Raw genomic sequence first — 15,300 nt, 5'->3', positions numbered from 1 at the left:
GGATAGGAGCGTGCTGGCTTCATCCGCTTACGATAGCCGCGAAAGCCTCAAGTTCATAACACGCTCTAGGAAGTGCGGTTCAGGCATCTGTGCTTTAAGAAGAGTGCACAGGCATGCAGGTTTGCCGTCGCGCGCCGTCATCGTCCGGGATCGGCGCAGGCGGGGGAGTGGGGATGTCGCTGTCGAAGTGAGCGCGCTGCTGCGGTATCGCGCAGATGGCAAGCGCGGCTACACTATGCGCCAGTGTGCTGCGTTCGTCAGCAGCATCGGTGACGCATCTCGATGGCGTTTTCATGAGCAACAACCGATGGCGTTGAGCCAAGTCAACCCCCACCCTCTGCCGGAGTCACCCACGCCGCCGACCACGGGCTGTGGTTATCTGTCCATTGCCGGTGTGTGCAAGGACTACGAGGGTGTCGTTGCGCTGGATGTGATCGATCTGGAGATCGGCAAGGGCGAGATCTTCGCTTTGCTCGGCGGTTCCGGCAGCGGCAAGTCCACGTTGCTGCGCTGTCTGGGTGGGTTCGAACGACCTAGCCGTGGCCGCATCGTGCTCGACGGTCAGCCATTGGATGACCTGCCGCCTTACCAGCGCCCGCTCAATATGATGTTTCAGTCCTATGCGCTGTTTCCGCATATGACGGTGGAGCAGAATATCGCCTTCGGTCTGAGGTTCGATGGCCTCTCGCGTACCGCCATCGTTGCCCGCGTCGGCGAGATGTTGGAGTTGGTACGGTTGCAGACCTTGGGCAAACGCAAGCCGCACCAGCTCTCCGGTGGGCAGCAGCAGCGCGTGGCGCTGGCACGCGCACTGGCCAAGCGACCAAAGCTGTTGCTGCTGGACGAACCGATGGCGGCGCTGGACAAGCAACTGCGCGCACAAATGCAATTGGAGTTGCGCGCGATCATCCAGGCCTCTGCCGTCACCTGCGTGATGGTCACCCATGACCAGGAAGAGGCGATGACCATGGCCTCGCGTATTGCGCTGATGGATGCGGGCGTTATCCGCCAGATCGGCACCCCGGACGCAATTTATGAGCAGCCGGCCAATCGCTTCGCCGCCGAGTTCATCGGCTCGGTCAACCTGATCCAGGCCCGCATCGACCCGGACGAACCAGATGGTACGCGCCTGCATAGCGCGATGTTTCCCGATCGCATCATCGTCGGCGATGGCCTGCCTGGTTGTGGCGGACAGTCGGTGTTTTTCGCGCTGCGTCCGGAGCAGTTACGCATTGGCCAGCAGACGCCGGCCCAGACGCATAACAAGGCCGCTGGTGTGATCGAGGACATCACGTATTTCGGTAGCTATTCGGTTTACCACGTGCGCCTGCTGGGCGGCTTCACGCTGATGGTCAGCGTCATCAATCAGCAGCGTCATGCCAGCCAACGCCTGAGCCGGGGCGATACGGTTTGGCTGTGGTGGGGCGAGCACGATGGCGTGGTGCTACGCGCATGAGCACGCCCGTCGCTGCGGGCGTGTTCGCTGCGTTGTCTGCGGCATGGCGGATGCTGCGCACGCGGCTGGGGCCGCGTCTGCCTGCCGCGCGCTGGTTTGTGATCGCTGCGCCATACCTGTGGATGCTGCTGTTCTTCGCGATCCCGTTGCTGATCGTGCTGCGTATTTCCTTCGCCGAGCAGGCAATCAGCAGTCCACCGTATAGCCCATTACTGCAGGACCGCGACGGCGTGCGGACCTTGGTCCTGACCGTGCAGCATTATCTGGCCTTGTGGCGCGATCATCAGTACCTCCAGGCTTACTGGGGCTCGCTCAAGATCGCCGGGATCTCCACCTTGTTCACCCTGCTGATTGGTTATCCGTTGGCCTATGCGATCACGCGCCTGTCGCCGTCGGCGCGCAACATGGCGATGATGCTGGTGGTACTGCCATCGTGTATCTCGTTCCTGATACGTGTCTACGCCTGGATCGGCATGCTTGACAGCAACGGCCTGCTCAACCGCCTGTTGTTGGGGCTCGGGCTGATCGATGCGCCGTTGCACATCCTGTATACCCCGCTCGCCGCCTACATCGGCATCGTCTACTGCTATCTGCCGTTCATGGTGCTGCCGCTGTACGCGACCCTGATCAAGCGCGACCAGCGTCTGCTTGAGGCCGCCTACGACCTGGGGGCGCGGCCATGGCAGGCGTTCCTCTCTGTGACCCTGCCGATGTCGCGGCCGGGCATCATCGCCGGCTGCATGCTGGTGATGATTCCGGCGGTGGGCGAATTCGTCATTCCGGAAATGCTGGGCGGGCCGGACACGCTGATGATCGGCCGCGTGCTGTGGGAAACGTTCTTCAGTAATCGTGATTGGCCCATGGCGTCGGCGCTGGCGATCGCGCTGCTGGCGTTGCTCGTGCTGCCGATCCTGATGTTTCATCGTCAACAGCAACGCCAGCGCGACGGTGGCCCGACATGAGGGGCGCGTCCCTACTACGCAGAGGAACGGGGATCGCGCTGCACTGGGCCGTGCTCGGGGCCGGCTTTACCTTTTTGTATCTGCCGATCCTGCTGCTGATGGCGTATTCGTTCAATGCTTCCAAGCTGGCGACGGTCTGGGCCGGGTTTTCCACGCGCTGGTATGGCGCGTTGCTGCATGACCGGCAGATCCTGCGCGCGGCGTGGATCAGCCTCAAGCTCGCGTTATCGACCGCGACCGCCTCACTGGTGCTCGGCACGCTTGCGGCGTTGGCGCTGACCCGTTTGCGGCGCTTTCCTGGTCAGCGCCTGTTCGCGGCGTTGGTGACCGCGCCGCTGGTGATGCCGGAGGTGATGATTGGTCTGTCGATCCTGCTGTTGCTGGTGTCGATCGGTGGGGTGATCGGTGTCGCGCCCAAGGGCGTCATTGGGATATGGATCGCGCACGTCACCTTCACCCTGTCCTTCGTCACGGTGGTGGTGTCTTCGCGGCTGCAGGCATTGGACCGTGCGTTGGAGGAGGCGGCGATGGACCTGGGCGCCAATCGACTGAGTGTGTTCTGCCTGATTACCGTGCCGATCATCGCGCCGGCGTTGGTGGCCGGCTGGCTGCTGGCGTTCACCTTGTCACTGGACGACGTGGTGGTTGCCAACTTTCTCGCCGGCCCGGACACGACCACCTTGCCGATGATCGTGTTCTCCTCGGTGCGGATGGGCCTGACTCCCAAGATCAACGCCTTGGCAACGCTAATGGTGTTGTTGGTATCGCTTGTCGCTTGCCTCGGCGGTTGGTGGATGGCGCGCAGCGAGAAGCGGTGTCAGCGTGACACGCCGCTGGTGCTGGGGTAAGCAGGGCAGGGTCTATCATCCATGGAGCGCAATGGCGGAGGCGATCCAATAGATCGCGCCGAGGAAGTTGCCGGCCGTCTTGTCGTATCGGGCGGCAATGGCCCGCTACTGTTCGAGTTTGGCAAAGAGGTTCTCGATCATGTCTCTATCCTTGTATAACTCCCGATCATGGCCACGCCACATCTGATGTGTTGGATGGCAGAGGATGGCGATCCCTGCTGCGTGGGATGATCTCGGGCTTGGCGCGTATGCGTTGTTGCGGCAGTGTGTCGCCACACGCAGCCACTTGACCACGACACGCACGTAACCTGTGCCGTTGTCGTTTTTTCAGGAGCCATTGCAATGTTTTACGACACCGTCAATCCCGCCACGGGGCAGATCGAATATCGCGTCGAGTTAATGGATGCCACCGCCATCGAGCAGCGGCTGGCTGCTTCGGCGCAAGCGTTCCCGGCTTGGGCGGCGATGTCGTTGACGCAGCGCGGCAACTTGCTACGCGAGGTCGGTGCGCAACTACGTGCGCAGCGCATCCCCTTGCAACGGTTGATGAGCGCGGAGATGGGCAAATTGCGCCAGGAGGCACTGGCCGAGGTCGACAAGTGCGCGGCGGCCTGCGATTACTATGCCGAGCATGCGGCGGATTATCTGCGCGAGCAGCTTATCGCCACCGAAGCCTGCCGCAGCTATGTGCGCTACGAGCCGCTGGGGTGTGTGCTGGCGGTGATGCCATGGAATTTCCCGCTCTGGCAGGTGTTCCGCTTTCTGGCGCCGGCGCTGATGGCCGGGAATGTTGCTTTGCTCAAGCACGCCACCAATGTGCCACGCTGTGCCGATGCGATCCATGCGCTGTTGCAGGCGGCTGGTGTTCCGAGCGGGGTGTTCGATGTGTTGCACATCGATAACGACCAGGCTGCCGAGGTGCTGCGCGATGCGCGGGTGGCTGCGGTCACGCTTACCGGCAGCGAACGCGCTGGCCGTTCCATCGCCGCCAACGCCGGCGGACAACTGAAGAAGTGCGTGATGGAACTTGGTGGCAGCGATGCGTTCGTGGTGCTGGACGATGCTGACGTGGAGGCGGCAGTGGCCGCCGCTGTGCAGTCGCGCTTTGATAATGCCGGGCAGACCTGCATCGCGGCCAAGCGTTTCGTGGTGGTGCGGGCGCTTGCCGATGCGTTCGTGCAGCGCTTCGTTGCGGCGGCGCACGCGCGCCGTCTTGGCGATCCACAGGACCCGGCGACCACGCTTGCGCCGATGGCGCGGCAGGATTTGCGCGATGCCTTACACCATCAGGTGCAGGCCAGCATCGCCAAGGGCGCCACGCCGTTGCTCGGCTGCGCGCCGGACCTGAGCACCCATGCCGGCTATCCGGCGTCCATCCTGGATCACGTGGTGCCGGGGATGCCGGCCTACGATGAGGAATTGTTCGGTCCGGTCGCCGCGATCCTGCGCGTGGCCGATGAGGCCGAGGCGGTGCGCGTGGCCAACGATACGGTCTTCGGTTTAGGCGGTAGCGTCTGGAGCGCGGATCGTGATCGCGGCGAACGCGTTGCCTGTCAGTTGCACTGCGGTACGGTATTCGTCAATGCCAGCGTCAAGAGCGATGTGCGCCTGCCGTTCGGTGGCGTCAAGCGTTCTGGTTTCGGCCGCGAACTGGCGGCACATGGCATCCATGAGTTCATGAATATCAAGTCCGTCTATGTGGACTGAAACCCTATGGCCGCGGCTTGCTCGGACAATCCCAATCCGGTCTGGAGCTGCTTCATCGCTCGGTGTTGGGCACTACAGCCATTTCGCCCGCTTGAACGCCGCATACAACCCCAGGCACACCGCGCCCACGCCGCCGACCATCAGCGGATAGGCAAATGGCCAGTTCAGCTCTGGCATATGCTGGAAGTTCATGCCATACCAACTGGTGATCAGCGTGGGCGCGGCGAGTAGGGCGGCCCATGCGCCGAGACGCTTGACCGTCTCGCCTTGGGCCAAGGTAACCAGCGATAGATTCACGCTCAAGGCGGTGCCCAGCATCTCGCGCAGGGTGTCGATGGCGTCGTTGGTGCGCACCGCGTGGTCGAGCACATCGCGCAGGTAGAGCCGCACTTCGTCCGGGATCAGCGGGCCGGGATGACGCTTGAGATGGGCGAGCACATCCTGCAACGGGGCCACGCCCAGCCGCATCTGGTTGAGTTCGCGCTTGAGTTCGTACAGGCGGATTGCGGTGTCGCGGCGGTACGATTCGGCGAAGATGTCGCTTTCCAGGCGTTCCAGGCTGTCCCGGAACGCGTCCAGGATCGGTTGGTAGTTGTCCACGATGTAGTCCAGCACCGCGTACAGCGCGTAGGACGGCCCCAACTGCAACAGTTTGGATTCGCGCTCCAGCCGTTCGCGCACTGGCGCATACGGCAGCGAGGCACCGTGGCGCACTGTCAGCAGAAAGCGAGTGCCCAGGAAGGCGTGGGTTTCGCCGTAGACGATGCGCTCGTCGATCACCTGCGCCGTGTGTACGGCCAGGAAAAGCGAATTGCCGAACGCCTCGACCTTCGGGCGCTGGTGCGCCTTGCGCGTGTCTTCGATGGCCAGATCGTGCAATTGGAACTCGTCTTGCAGTTGCTCCAGCACCGTGTCGTCGGGTTCGTACATGCCGACCCACACGAAACCATCGTCGCCGGCCAGGGCGTCGCTGATCTGTGCCAAGGCGATGTCGTGGCGACGACCGTGGCCATCGTAGTGCACGCAGTTGATGACGCAGGCAGGATTGCTGGAGACCGAAACCATTAGATAGAACCGTGCGTGGCGGAATCGTGCGGCAAGCTCAGGGCAACCCGCGCTGGCGAGTCAGTGCCCAGGCAAGAGCCGTGTGGATCGGCAGCAGCAGTGCGATCCATTGCAGGTTGAATTGCGGCTGCAACATCGACAACCAGTGGATCAGCAGCGTAGCGCCGGCCAGTGCCGTCACCGTCCACAGCAACACGGCGAACCAGCGCCCTGGACGACGGCCGCGCAGCACACTCAGTGCGCCGATCAGCAGCGGCAGGCACAGCGGATCCAGCAGCAGCAGATTGCGGTTGCCCCACGCCGCGCGATGCGCGCTGAAACCCCACAAGTACAGCAAGACGCAGCCGCCGAGCGCGCAGAGCAGCCAGAAAGGCATCGCCAGTGTCGCCAGCCAGCGCGGATGTCGGCCCAGTGCCAGCACGCCTGCCGCGAGAGCCAGGCCGAGCAGCAGCCACGGCCAGCAATGCCGTGCCTGTTCCGGTGGTTCCGGGGCCAGCCGTTGTGGCAGGAGCCGTTGGCGTGCCTGTACCAGCGGGCGGCCAGCATTGTTGTGGACCTCGTTCAAACTCTCGGCCAAGCGCATCGGGACGAACGCCTCGTCCCAGCGCGACAGCGGCTGATCTGCGAACGGCCCTAAACCCAGGTCGAATCCCAGCCACATCCAGGGCGCAGGCGAGGCCAGTCGTACCGACTCGCTGCGGTAGGTGTTGCCACGCGAACGTCCGGCCAGTTGCGCGTGCAGCGCGCCGCCCATGGCCTTGTCCAAGGTGTCGCGCACCATGGTGGCGCAGTTGGCGGTGTAATAGTCGTAGCGGTAGCGCGCGTTTTCCGGTCGTGCCCGCCAGGCCAGCGTTTGTGCGAGCGCGCGTGCCTGCGCCGGGGCTAGATCCAGCCACTGGATGTCCACCCCGCGGCCGGCCTCGCGGTACTGCTCCAGATCTTCCTGCAGTGGCAGTGCCATCAGGTAGTAGCGCATGTCGCCGGCGGCGAAGCGGCTGACGAAGCCTGCTTCGCTAGGGTCGAAGAAGCCGAAGTTGTACGAAATGGTTTGGCCATCGCGCGGGTCTTGCACCACGAGTGCATCGTGGCCGAAACGCTCGAAGAACACATCGCCCGGCTGCATGGTGGCCACGCCGATGCGCGGTGTCGTGACGTCGGCTGTCATCGGCGCGGCCAGCGCTGGTGGTGACGTCAGCGCGTCGCTCTGTGCGAATGTCAGTGCGGACCACAGCGTCAGCACTACGCTCAGACACACGTATGGCCAGCCGCGTCGGCGCGCGTCAGGCGGGCGGGGCGCGTTCAAGTCGCTTCCTGCGGGTCGTTTGGCAGGATGGTGAGGTGGAACGCTTGTACCCGGCGCGCGTCGGCGCGTGCCACACGGAACGCGAAGCGTCCCATGGTCAGTTCCTCGCCGGTCTCGGGCAGGTGGCCGATTGCCTCGGTGAGCAGTCCGCCGATGGTGTCGTAGTCGTCGTCGGAGAAGTCGGCGCTGAAGCGCTCGTTGAAATCCTCGATCGGCGTCAGCGCGTCCACCACGTACTGGCCGTCGGCCTGTGCCGCGATCAGCGATGCCTCGTCTTCGGCATCGTCGTGCTCGTCGTCGATCTCGCCGACGATCTGCTCCAGCACGTCCTCGATGGTTACTAGTCCGGCCACGCCGCCGTATTCGTCGACCACGATCGCCATGTGGTTGCGTGAGAGTCGGAACTCCTTGAGCAGCACGTTGAGTTTTTTCGACTCCGGGATCAGCACCGCCGGACGCAGCAACTCGCGCACCGTGCCGGGGCCATCGTCGGCGACCACCCCGCGTAGCAGGTCCTTGGCCAGCAGGATGCCGAGGATCTCGTCCTTGTTTTCGCCATGGACGGGGAAGCGGGAATGGCCGGATTCGACCACTTGCTTCATCAGATCCAGGAAGCGTGCCTCCGCTGGCAACGACACCATTTGCGAACGCGACACCATCACATCGCCGACGGTCAGTTCCGAGACCGATAGCGCGCCTTCCATCATGCGCAGGGTGTCGCTGGCGATCAGGCCATCGTGCTGGGCGTCGCGTAGGACTTCGACCAGTTCATCGCGGGTGTGTGGATCGCCGGAGAACACCGAAGTCAGCCGTTCAAGCCAGCCGCGGCGCTTTTCGTGGGGGTCGGGGGAGGAGCTACTCGGGCCTTCTTCGGACATGTTCTGAGGGTATTCGCCTGATCGAACGGGCGTTGGGGTAAGTCTAGCAGGGCCATCGCGAGCGCATTGCGACACGCACTGCAGGCACGTGGCGCCCGCCGACCGGGCTCAGCCCCCGCTGGGTGGGGTGTGCAGCACGTCCGGCGCTGGCGGCGCGCCCGGCACCTCTGGCAGATCCAGGCTGTAGCTGCACCCGGCCAGGGTCTTGCCCGGATGCGACTTCACCGTGGAGACGCTGAGGATGATCGACTCGATCATCGGTTCGCCGGTCTTGGGGTCGTGCACATCGCGACTGAGCACTTCGCGGCCGAACATGGCCTTCTCCGGTGTATCCACCGCCGCTTCCAGTTTCAGTTGCTTGGCCAGCGCTCGCGGATCGGGCAGGTCCAGGATCGCCATCACGCTGGCGCCGGAAAAGGCAATCCGGTCGGTGCTGTAACCGTACACGTGGATTGGCCGAGCCAGTGCGTATTCGCTCATGAAGAGGTTGGTCTGCGGCAATGGCCGCCATCCATGCGCCACGGCTTTCAGCGGATCGCTCAGCAGCGGCTTCAACGCATCGAAATCGGCGACGTGCTTGTGGCATTCCAGCAGCGCCGGCAGGTCGATTGCAGGGGTGGACGTGGTTTTGGCGGCGGTAGCTGGCAGTGCATAACTGAGCGCGAGCAGAAGTAACGAGGAACGGATCGGCATTGGGAGCCCCGGGCGGCGAACAGGCAGTGACAGTGCCGCTGCCACGCTACCATCCGTGCCGCTGGCTGACCAGCGCGCCAGCGATGGTTGCTGGTGTTGGCGGATGCGACGCCAGCGCGCACTTGCAGCCCTCCAACAGGCGCGATGGTCTTGCCGCAACGCAGTGGATGCTCGGATCAACGCTCGCCGGCGTAGGGATCGGACACGCCAAGTTCGGCCAGAATCTCGCGTTCCAGTTGTTCCATCGCCTCGGCCTCCTTGTCGTCCTCGTGATCCCAGCCGAGCAGGTGCAGCACCCCATGCACCGTCAGATGCGCGTAGTGGGCATTGAGCGATTTGCCCTGTTCGGCGGCCTCGCGCGCCACCACCGGCGCGCAGATCACCAGATCGCCAAGCAGCGGCAGCCGGATTCCCTTGGGTAGCCCGTCGGGCAGTTCGGCCGGGAAACTGAGTACATTGGTGGCGTAGTCCTTGCCACGGTAGTGCTGATTCAGTGCGCGGCCTTCGCGTTGGTCGACCAAGCGGATCGCCAGATCGGCTTCGCGGATGCGTCCTTTCAGCGCCACCGCGACCCACTTGCGGAAGCTGACCGCCGCTGGCAGCCCCGCACGCGGCAGGGCGTAGCTGACGCCGACATCAAGACGGAGGGGACCTTTGGTCATAGCGAAACTGCTGAGCGGCATGGACAGGAGATGACAGTATCGCGCCTGTGTTCCCGTGTCGCGACATTGGCGAGCCAGGACATGCGTGATGGCCTTCGCCAGAGTCGGTTGGCCCAGGCTTGGATTGGGTTGAATACGAAAAAGGCCGGAAGACCTGTAATCTCAGGACTTTCCAGCCTTGGTCGTACCGTCTAGGACGGGAATATGGTGGAGCGGAAGGGGATCGAACCCTCGACCTTCGCATTGCGAACGCGACGCTCTCCCAGCTGAGCTACCGCCCCATGTAAGCCCATAGTTTAGCTGGAGCCAAGGCCGCATGCCAAGGGGGCTGCGGCCTGGTCTGCAATGGGAGTCGGGCGGCCCAGGTGCTGCGCATTACGCTACAACGACATCTGCGTCGCTGGTGTGGTTTATTCGCCAGAACGCCATACATTTTATCGGTCGATACCGATATACTGCCGCACCGAAATCTCCAAGCGTGATTTCGCCTTTCCGGACGCTATTATTCCGTCCATTCCAAACACTCACGACAGAAATAGGTCTTCTCAATGACGGAAGTTCGCAACTTGCAACAGATCGCCGAAGCCAAGGCCAAGCTGCAAGAAGAAATGCGCAAGTTAGAAGAGCAGGAGAAACAGGCGCGCGAGGGGCAGACCAATGCCGCGCACGCCAACGTGTTGTCTCTGCTGGAGCAGTTTGCCGAGTTTTTCACCGCCAAACAGCGCAACGAGATCGCTTCTTATGTCACCAGCCCAGCGCCCAAGGTCGCCAAGGCTGCCAGTGGTCGTAGCGATGTCAAGCCGAAGTATCAGTTGCCGCATACCGGCGAGACTTGGTCCGGCCGTGGTCGCACGCCGAAGTCGTTTGCCGCCTGGGAAGGCACCGCCGCTTATAACGAGTGGAAGGCGCGCCACCCGGAGTTGAAGTTTCCGCTGTTCAAATATTGAGTTATCCGCAAAGGCCAGGGATGCCTGGCCTTTGATGCGTGATCTTCGATTTTCCGAAGGATCGACCGGCTGCGCCGGTCGAGTCGGCATGGCTAGCCCGCGCCGTTCAGGAGTGGCTGCAGCGACGGTTCCAGTTCGCGCCGACGCCAGCCTGCCAGTGGCAGCGGCCATTGCGCGCTTTCCAGCAGCGCTTCCAGATGTTTACGCGAGGCGAGCAGGCCGTCGGGCAGGCCGAGCTCGGCGCTGCGTGTGGCGACCGCATCCTGGAGTCGCTTCAATGTTGCCTTGTGGCGGTCGCTGGAGGCCTGCGCCAGTGGCGCGTCCGTTTCGTCCAGCAATGGCGTGGTCAGCGCCTGCCATAGCGCATCGCCCAGCTTGCGTGGTGCTTGGGGGTGTTTGTCCAATAGTGCTTGCAGGCCTTGGCGATCGTCCGGTGGAGAGCGTGCCAGCGTGGCGGCCAGTTCGTTGTCCAGGATCCAGCTGCGTGGTTTATCGCTATGCCGGGCCTGTGCATCGCGCCAGCGCAGCAGGCGTAGCAGGCGCAGTTGCGCGGGACGTTCCATGAACTGCGCTGCGCGCATGCTCAGGTGTGGCCAGCGTTCTGCGTTCTCCTGCTCCACTGTGCCGAGCAGGCGCTCGCCGTCTTCCTGTAACCAAGCACTGCGATCCAGCACCTGCAGCCGTGCGTGCAAGCTGTCGTGCAGCGCGAATAAATGCCGCACGTCGTCGGCGGCATAGTCCAGTTGTGCGGGCGAGAGCGGGCGGCGCAGCCAGTCCGAGCGCGTCTCGCCTTTGGTCAGGTGGATGCCGGTGATCTCCAGAACCAGCTTCTGGTAGCCCATGCCAGCGCCGATGCCGGCCAAGCCGGCCGCGATCTGGGTGTCGAACAGCGGCCGCGGCAACGTGCCGCAGGCGCACTTGAACGTCACCAGATCCTCGCTGGCGCTGTGCATGATCTTGAGGATGCCTGGATCGTTCAGCCATGGCGCTAGCGCCTGCGGCATGCCGGGGATCAGCGGATCGATCAGCAGGATCTCCTCGGCCACCGCCATTTGCACCAGCGCCAGTTGCGGCCAGTAGGTACGTTCGCGGACGAATTCGGTATCCAGTCCGATCCTGGTTGGTCGTTGCGCCAGGCGCTCAGCCAGCTCGTTGGGGTGCTTGATCCAATAAGGCACGTGATTTCCGATTGAATGCAGGGTTTGCTCAGGCAGGCGAGAATAGCCTAACGTCGTCTCGTCGGTCGCACGTGCGCAGGGCGCGCGTGTCACCAGATCAATCTGTTCGGAGGATAAGGTGCGCACGAGTGGCGCGGTGATGGTCTGGATTCTGCTGGTGGGGATGCTTGGAGGCTGTGCACGGCAGACGTCCACGCCGATGCCGGCTGCGGCGGCACCGGCCAGAGCGGTGCGTGCGCCCAGTGTCACCGTCGGTGGCGAAGACGCCGCGCAGATCGTGGCGCAATGGCAACCGCCGCTGCCGACGCTCGCACGCAGCGGCCTGGCCCAGGCGCGGCGCGATGCCGCGCGTGCGTTGGCCCAGGACCATCTATTCGAGGATGCGCAGGCGGCGATTCCACTGTATCTGGCTATCCGCACGCTAGCGCCGAAGGATCGCCTCGCACGCGACGGCCTGCGCAAGGCGCGACGGCGGCTGTTGCAACTCGGCGAGGACGCGCTGCGCGACCCGGAACGTTCGGATGCGGTGCTGGAACGCGTTGACCGCATCGCGATGGTGGCGCGCTGGCTGGATGCGGAGGATCCGGCGCTGTGGCGTCTGCAGCAACGGTTCGAGACCGCATCGCGGGTGTTGGCCTACAACCGTGCAGGTGAGGACGACCTGCGCGCTGGTCGGCTCGGCGAGGACGGCAGCAGCGGGGCGCTGGCCAATTTCCGCGAGGCCCAGGAACTGGATCCCGATGACGCGCGTGCGCGGCAAGGCGTGGCGGCGGTGGAAAGCGCGTTGATCCGGCGTGCCGAGGTGGCCGCTATGGCATCGGATTTTGCCGCTGCCGACATTTGGCTGGCGCGCGCTGGGCGCGTGCGCGATGACGCCGTCACTGTGCACGATGCGCGCGAGCGAGTGGAACAGATGCGTATCGCGCGGATTGAGGCGTTATGCGACGCCGGTCTGCGCGATCTGGTCACGCCGGCAGGCTTGAAAGCTGCGCGTGCGCGGCTTGAGGAAATGTTGCGTATCGCCGATCCTGGCGATCCGGTTGCCGCCATGCTGCGCGAGCATATCGATTTGGTGGCGCATTACGGCAGCTTTCGCCCTGGTCAGGTATTCGCCGACGCCATGCGCGATGGCACGCGCGGCCCGCAGATGATTGTGGTGCCGCACGGTGGCTTCCGCATGGGCGCCGGCGAGACCGAGCCGAATGCCGCACCGAGCGAGATGCCGCAGCACTACGTGCGCTTCGAGCGTGGGTTCGCCATGGCGATCACGGAGGTCACGGTGGGCGAGTTCCGTCGCTTTGTCCAGGCCACGGGGGTGCGGCCGCGCGCGACCCGGCGTGGTCATTCCACGGTGTACGACGAGCGCAGCGGCAACTTCATTCGCCGCAGTGGAGTGGATTGGCAGTCGGATTACAGGGGCGTGCGCGCGGCGCCGAACAGCCCGGTGATCCACGTCAGTGTGCGCGATGCCGAAGCTTATGCAGCCTGGTTGTCGCAGCAGACCGGGCACCACTACCGGCTGCCGAGCGAGGCCGAGTTTGAATACGCTTTGCGCGTCGGTAGCCAGGGGCGCTATCCCTGGGGCAACGCCGCCACGCCGCCGCGCGATAGCGGTAATTTCACCGGCAGTGGCGATCTCTCGGCCAGTGGCCGACATTGGAACAACGCCTTTGTCGGTTACACCGATGGATTTTGGGGGCCGGCGCCGGTTGGCAGTTTTGCCGCCAATGTGTGGGGGTTGCACGACATGGCGGGTAACGTCAGCGAGTGGGTCGCCGATTGCTGGCATGCCAGCTACCGACGCGCGCCCGCCGATGGTGCGGCCTGGTACAACCCCGGTTGCCGCTCGCGGGTGGTACGCGGCGGCAATTGGGCCAGCGCCCCGGAGCAGACCCGGGCCGCGTGGCGCTCGATGCAGGATTCGGACAGCACCAGCGCCCGCGTGGGTTTTCGTTTGGTGCGCGGTATTTGATTCTGTCTGATGCCGGTTAAGACAACGGCGCGCCCTTGCGTGGCGTGCGTCGCTGACAGCGGAATGACGGCGCATGGTGCGCTGTCGGGTTCATCGCGACGCGGCATGATCCGTTGCGCGCCATCGGCAGCAGCCTTATGCCGCGTCTGTAGGCAGAGCCATGCAGGTAGGCACGCGGTGGCGATGACGACAAGCGCGTTTGCGTCGGCCCTGCCTCGGTGCGGCGCTCAGCATTCCTGCTCGGGCGCGACATAGCCTTCTGGCTTGGCGGCACCGCCCTGGAACAGGAATTTATCCAACTCCGCCTCCAGAAAGGCGCGATGCTTGGGGTCGCGCGGCGATAGCCGATTTTCGTTTATCAGCATGGTTTGGTGCGCCAGCCATGCCTGCCAGCCGGCCTTGCCGATCTGCGCGAACACGCGCTTGCCCAGTTCGCCGGGGTAGGGGACGTAGTCGAGGCCCTCGGCGTCGCGTTGTTGGTAGTGGCAGAAGACGGTACGGGACATAGCGGTTCCTGAGAGTGCGTCGTGGTGCTGGTGCGTGGGGTACATCACACCGGCTAAAGACCATCGAGCAGTTTGCGGATCGGTGCCGGCAGGCCGAGCGCCGATAGTGCGGCACGCGCGACCCAGCGCAGGTCGTCATTGTCGCGCAGCGCATCGCGTAGGGCGACCTTGCGCAGGCGCAGCGGCTGCAGATGCAGGCGGTAATGGCTGAAGGTGTGAACGATGGGCGGTAGTGGCTCGGCCGCGTCTAAGGCGCAGCCGCTGGCATGGCGGGCGAACCAGTCGCGCAATGCGCTTTCGGTCTCGGCCTGCGGCAGTGTCCATAGCCCGGCCCAGATGCCGGTTGGCGGCCGCCGCTGCAGGAGCAGATCGCCGGCGGCGTTCTCCAGCAGCAGGGCTACTGCCTCGCGTTCTGGCAGGGTCTTGCCGGGCTTGGGCGTGGGGAGTGCATCGACCAGGCCGTCGCGGCGTGCCACGCAGTCGTCCTGCAGTGGGCACAACACGCAGGCCGGATTGGCGCGGGTGCACAGGGTGGCGCCGAAATCCATCTGCGCCTGGGTGTAATCGGCCATGCGGCCGTCGGGAACTGCACCGATATGGGCCTGCGCCATCGCCCACAGTGGCTTTTCCACCGCAGGCAGGCCCGGATAGCCGGCGATGCCGTGGTAGCGCGTCAGCACGCGTTTGACGTTGCCGTCGAGGATCGCAAAGCGGTCGTTCCAGGCCTGGCTGAGAATCGCGCCGGCGGTGCTGCGTCCTATTCCCGGCAGCGCGTTCAGCGCTTGGAAATCGCGCGGCAGCTCGCCGTCGTGCAACGCCACGCATTGCTTGGCCGCCGCATGCAGATTGCGCGCACGTGCGTAGTAGCCCAGCCCCGCCCATTGCGCCATCACTGCGTCGTTGTCGGCGGCGGCCAGTGCGGACAACGTGGGGAAGTGCGTCAGGAAGCGCAGGAAATACGGGATCACCACCGCCACCTGGGTCTGCTGCAGCATGATTTCCGATAGCCACACCCGGTAGGGGCTGCGTGGATGCTGCCACGGCAGGTCGTGGCGCCCATGGCGGTCGAACCAGGCGAGCAGATGTGCGGCAAAGTGGTCTGCGGGCTGGCGCATCGGTGCGG

The 15,300-nt window shown here is 64.2% G+C and carries 14 protein-coding genes, 1 tRNA gene and 1 pseudogene; 6 read left to right on the top strand and 10 right to left on the bottom strand.

Annotated elements, in window-relative coordinates:
• The first annotated feature begins 307 nt into the window (after positions 1-307).
• The 3 genes from XALGPE39_RS09410 to XALGPE39_RS09400 are packed head-to-tail and all read left to right on the top strand — an operon-like array spanning position 308 to position 3,266.
• Positions 308-1,456, top strand: a complete 1,149-nt coding sequence (locus tag XALGPE39_RS09410; RefSeq protein ID WP_045729101.1) for an ABC transporter ATP-binding protein — start codon at positions 308-310, stop codon at positions 1,454-1,456.
• Complete coding sequence (locus XALGPE39_RS09405; protein WP_045727958.1) at positions 1,453-2,418, top strand: ABC transporter permease subunit; 966 nt, start codon at positions 1,453-1,455, stop codon at positions 2,416-2,418. The genes XALGPE39_RS09410 and XALGPE39_RS09405 overlap by 4 nt, the downstream gene beginning before the upstream one ends.
• The gene (locus XALGPE39_RS09400) at positions 2,415-3,266 is read left to right on the top strand and encodes an ABC transporter permease subunit (protein ID WP_045727957.1); all 852 of its coding nucleotides are present in this window, start codon (positions 2,415-2,417) and stop codon (positions 3,264-3,266) included. Before XALGPE39_RS09405 ends, XALGPE39_RS09400 begins: the two co-directional genes overlap by 4 nt.
• Positions 3,267-3,281: 15 nt before the next feature.
• Here XALGPE39_RS09400 and XALGPE39_RS16230 read toward each other — a convergent pair.
• Positions 3,282-3,464, bottom strand: a pseudogene (locus XALGPE39_RS16230) (IS5/IS1182 family transposase); the annotation flags it as partial.
• Between the two features lie 144 nt (positions 3,465-3,608).
• Between XALGPE39_RS16230 and XALGPE39_RS09395 the strand changes: the two are divergent.
• Complete coding sequence (locus XALGPE39_RS09395) at positions 3,609-4,973, top strand: NAD-dependent succinate-semialdehyde dehydrogenase (RefSeq protein WP_045727956.1); 1,365 nt, start codon at positions 3,609-3,611, stop codon at positions 4,971-4,973.
• Between the two features lie 72 nt (positions 4,974-5,045).
• On the opposite strand, the gene XALGPE39_RS09390 is transcribed toward XALGPE39_RS09395, so the two are convergent.
• The 6 genes from XALGPE39_RS09390 to XALGPE39_RS09365 form a co-directional block, all read right to left on the bottom strand.
• On the bottom strand, positions 5,046-6,038 hold the full coding sequence (locus XALGPE39_RS09390) for a magnesium and cobalt transport protein CorA (RefSeq protein WP_045727955.1): 993 nt from the start codon (positions 6,036-6,038) through the stop codon (positions 5,046-5,048).
• Between the two features lie 37 nt (positions 6,039-6,075).
• Positions 6,076-7,203 (bottom strand): DUF4105 domain-containing protein, encoded by a 1,128-nt coding sequence (locus tag XALGPE39_RS09385; RefSeq protein ID WP_235429891.1) that lies wholly within the window; start codon positions 7,201-7,203, stop codon positions 6,076-6,078.
• 134 nt (positions 7,204-7,337) lie between these two features.
• Positions 7,338-8,219, bottom strand: coding sequence for a transporter associated domain-containing protein (locus XALGPE39_RS09380; RefSeq protein WP_045727954.1), 882 nt, complete (start codon positions 8,217-8,219; stop codon positions 7,338-7,340).
• Between the two features lie 108 nt (positions 8,220-8,327).
• A complete protein-coding gene (locus tag XALGPE39_RS09375) occupies positions 8,328-8,912 on the bottom strand; it encodes a hypothetical protein (protein ID WP_045727953.1) in 585 nt (194 codons plus the stop codon).
• Between the two features lie 176 nt (positions 8,913-9,088).
• A complete protein-coding gene (gene ybeY / locus XALGPE39_RS09370) occupies positions 9,089-9,574 on the bottom strand; it encodes an rRNA maturation RNase YbeY (protein ID WP_045727952.1) in 486 nt (161 codons plus the stop codon).
• A gap of 205 nt (positions 9,575-9,779) precedes the next feature.
• Positions 9,780-9,855 (bottom strand) — tRNA-Ala (locus XALGPE39_RS09365).
• 267 nt (positions 9,856-10,122) lie between these two features.
• Between XALGPE39_RS09365 and XALGPE39_RS09360 the strand changes: the two genes are divergently transcribed.
• On the top strand, positions 10,123-10,521 hold the full coding sequence (locus XALGPE39_RS09360; RefSeq protein WP_045727951.1) for an H-NS family nucleoid-associated regulatory protein: 399 nt from the start codon (positions 10,123-10,125) through the stop codon (positions 10,519-10,521).
• Between the two features lie 92 nt (positions 10,522-10,613).
• On the opposite strand, the gene rnd is transcribed toward XALGPE39_RS09360, so the two are convergent.
• Entirely contained in the window at positions 10,614-11,699 is a 1,086-nt protein-coding gene (gene rnd, locus XALGPE39_RS09355) for a ribonuclease D (RefSeq protein WP_045729099.1), read from the bottom strand.
• A gap of 199 nt (positions 11,700-11,898) precedes the next feature.
• Here rnd and XALGPE39_RS09350 point away from each other — a divergent pair, with 199 nt between their 5' ends.
• Positions 11,899-13,671 (top strand): formylglycine-generating enzyme family protein, encoded by a 1,773-nt coding sequence (locus XALGPE39_RS09350; protein ID WP_082061871.1) that lies wholly within the window; start codon positions 11,899-11,901, stop codon positions 13,669-13,671.
• Between the two features lie 227 nt (positions 13,672-13,898).
• Here the strand turns inward: XALGPE39_RS09350 and XALGPE39_RS09345 are convergent, their stop codons facing one another.
• Positions 13,899-14,177 carry an oxidative damage protection protein gene (locus tag XALGPE39_RS09345; protein WP_045727949.1) on the bottom strand — a complete coding sequence of 93 codons (279 nt, stop codon included), beginning with the start codon at positions 14,175-14,177 and terminating at the stop codon, positions 13,899-13,901.
• Positions 14,178-14,230: 53 nt separating this feature from the next.
• On the bottom strand, positions 14,231-15,292 hold the full coding sequence (gene mutY / locus XALGPE39_RS09340) for an A/G-specific adenine glycosylase (RefSeq protein WP_045727948.1): 1,062 nt from the start codon (positions 15,290-15,292) through the stop codon (positions 14,231-14,233).
• Positions 15,293-15,300: the final 8 nt, after the last annotated feature.

The sequence above is a fragment of the Xanthomonas sp. GPE 39 genome (genome assembly GCF_000963005.1).
Classification (GTDB): Bacteria; Pseudomonadota; Gammaproteobacteria; order Xanthomonadales; family Xanthomonadaceae; genus Xanthomonas_A.
Note: the sequence above shows the minus strand (reverse complement) of the source record. Positions and strands in the feature narration are given on the sequence as shown.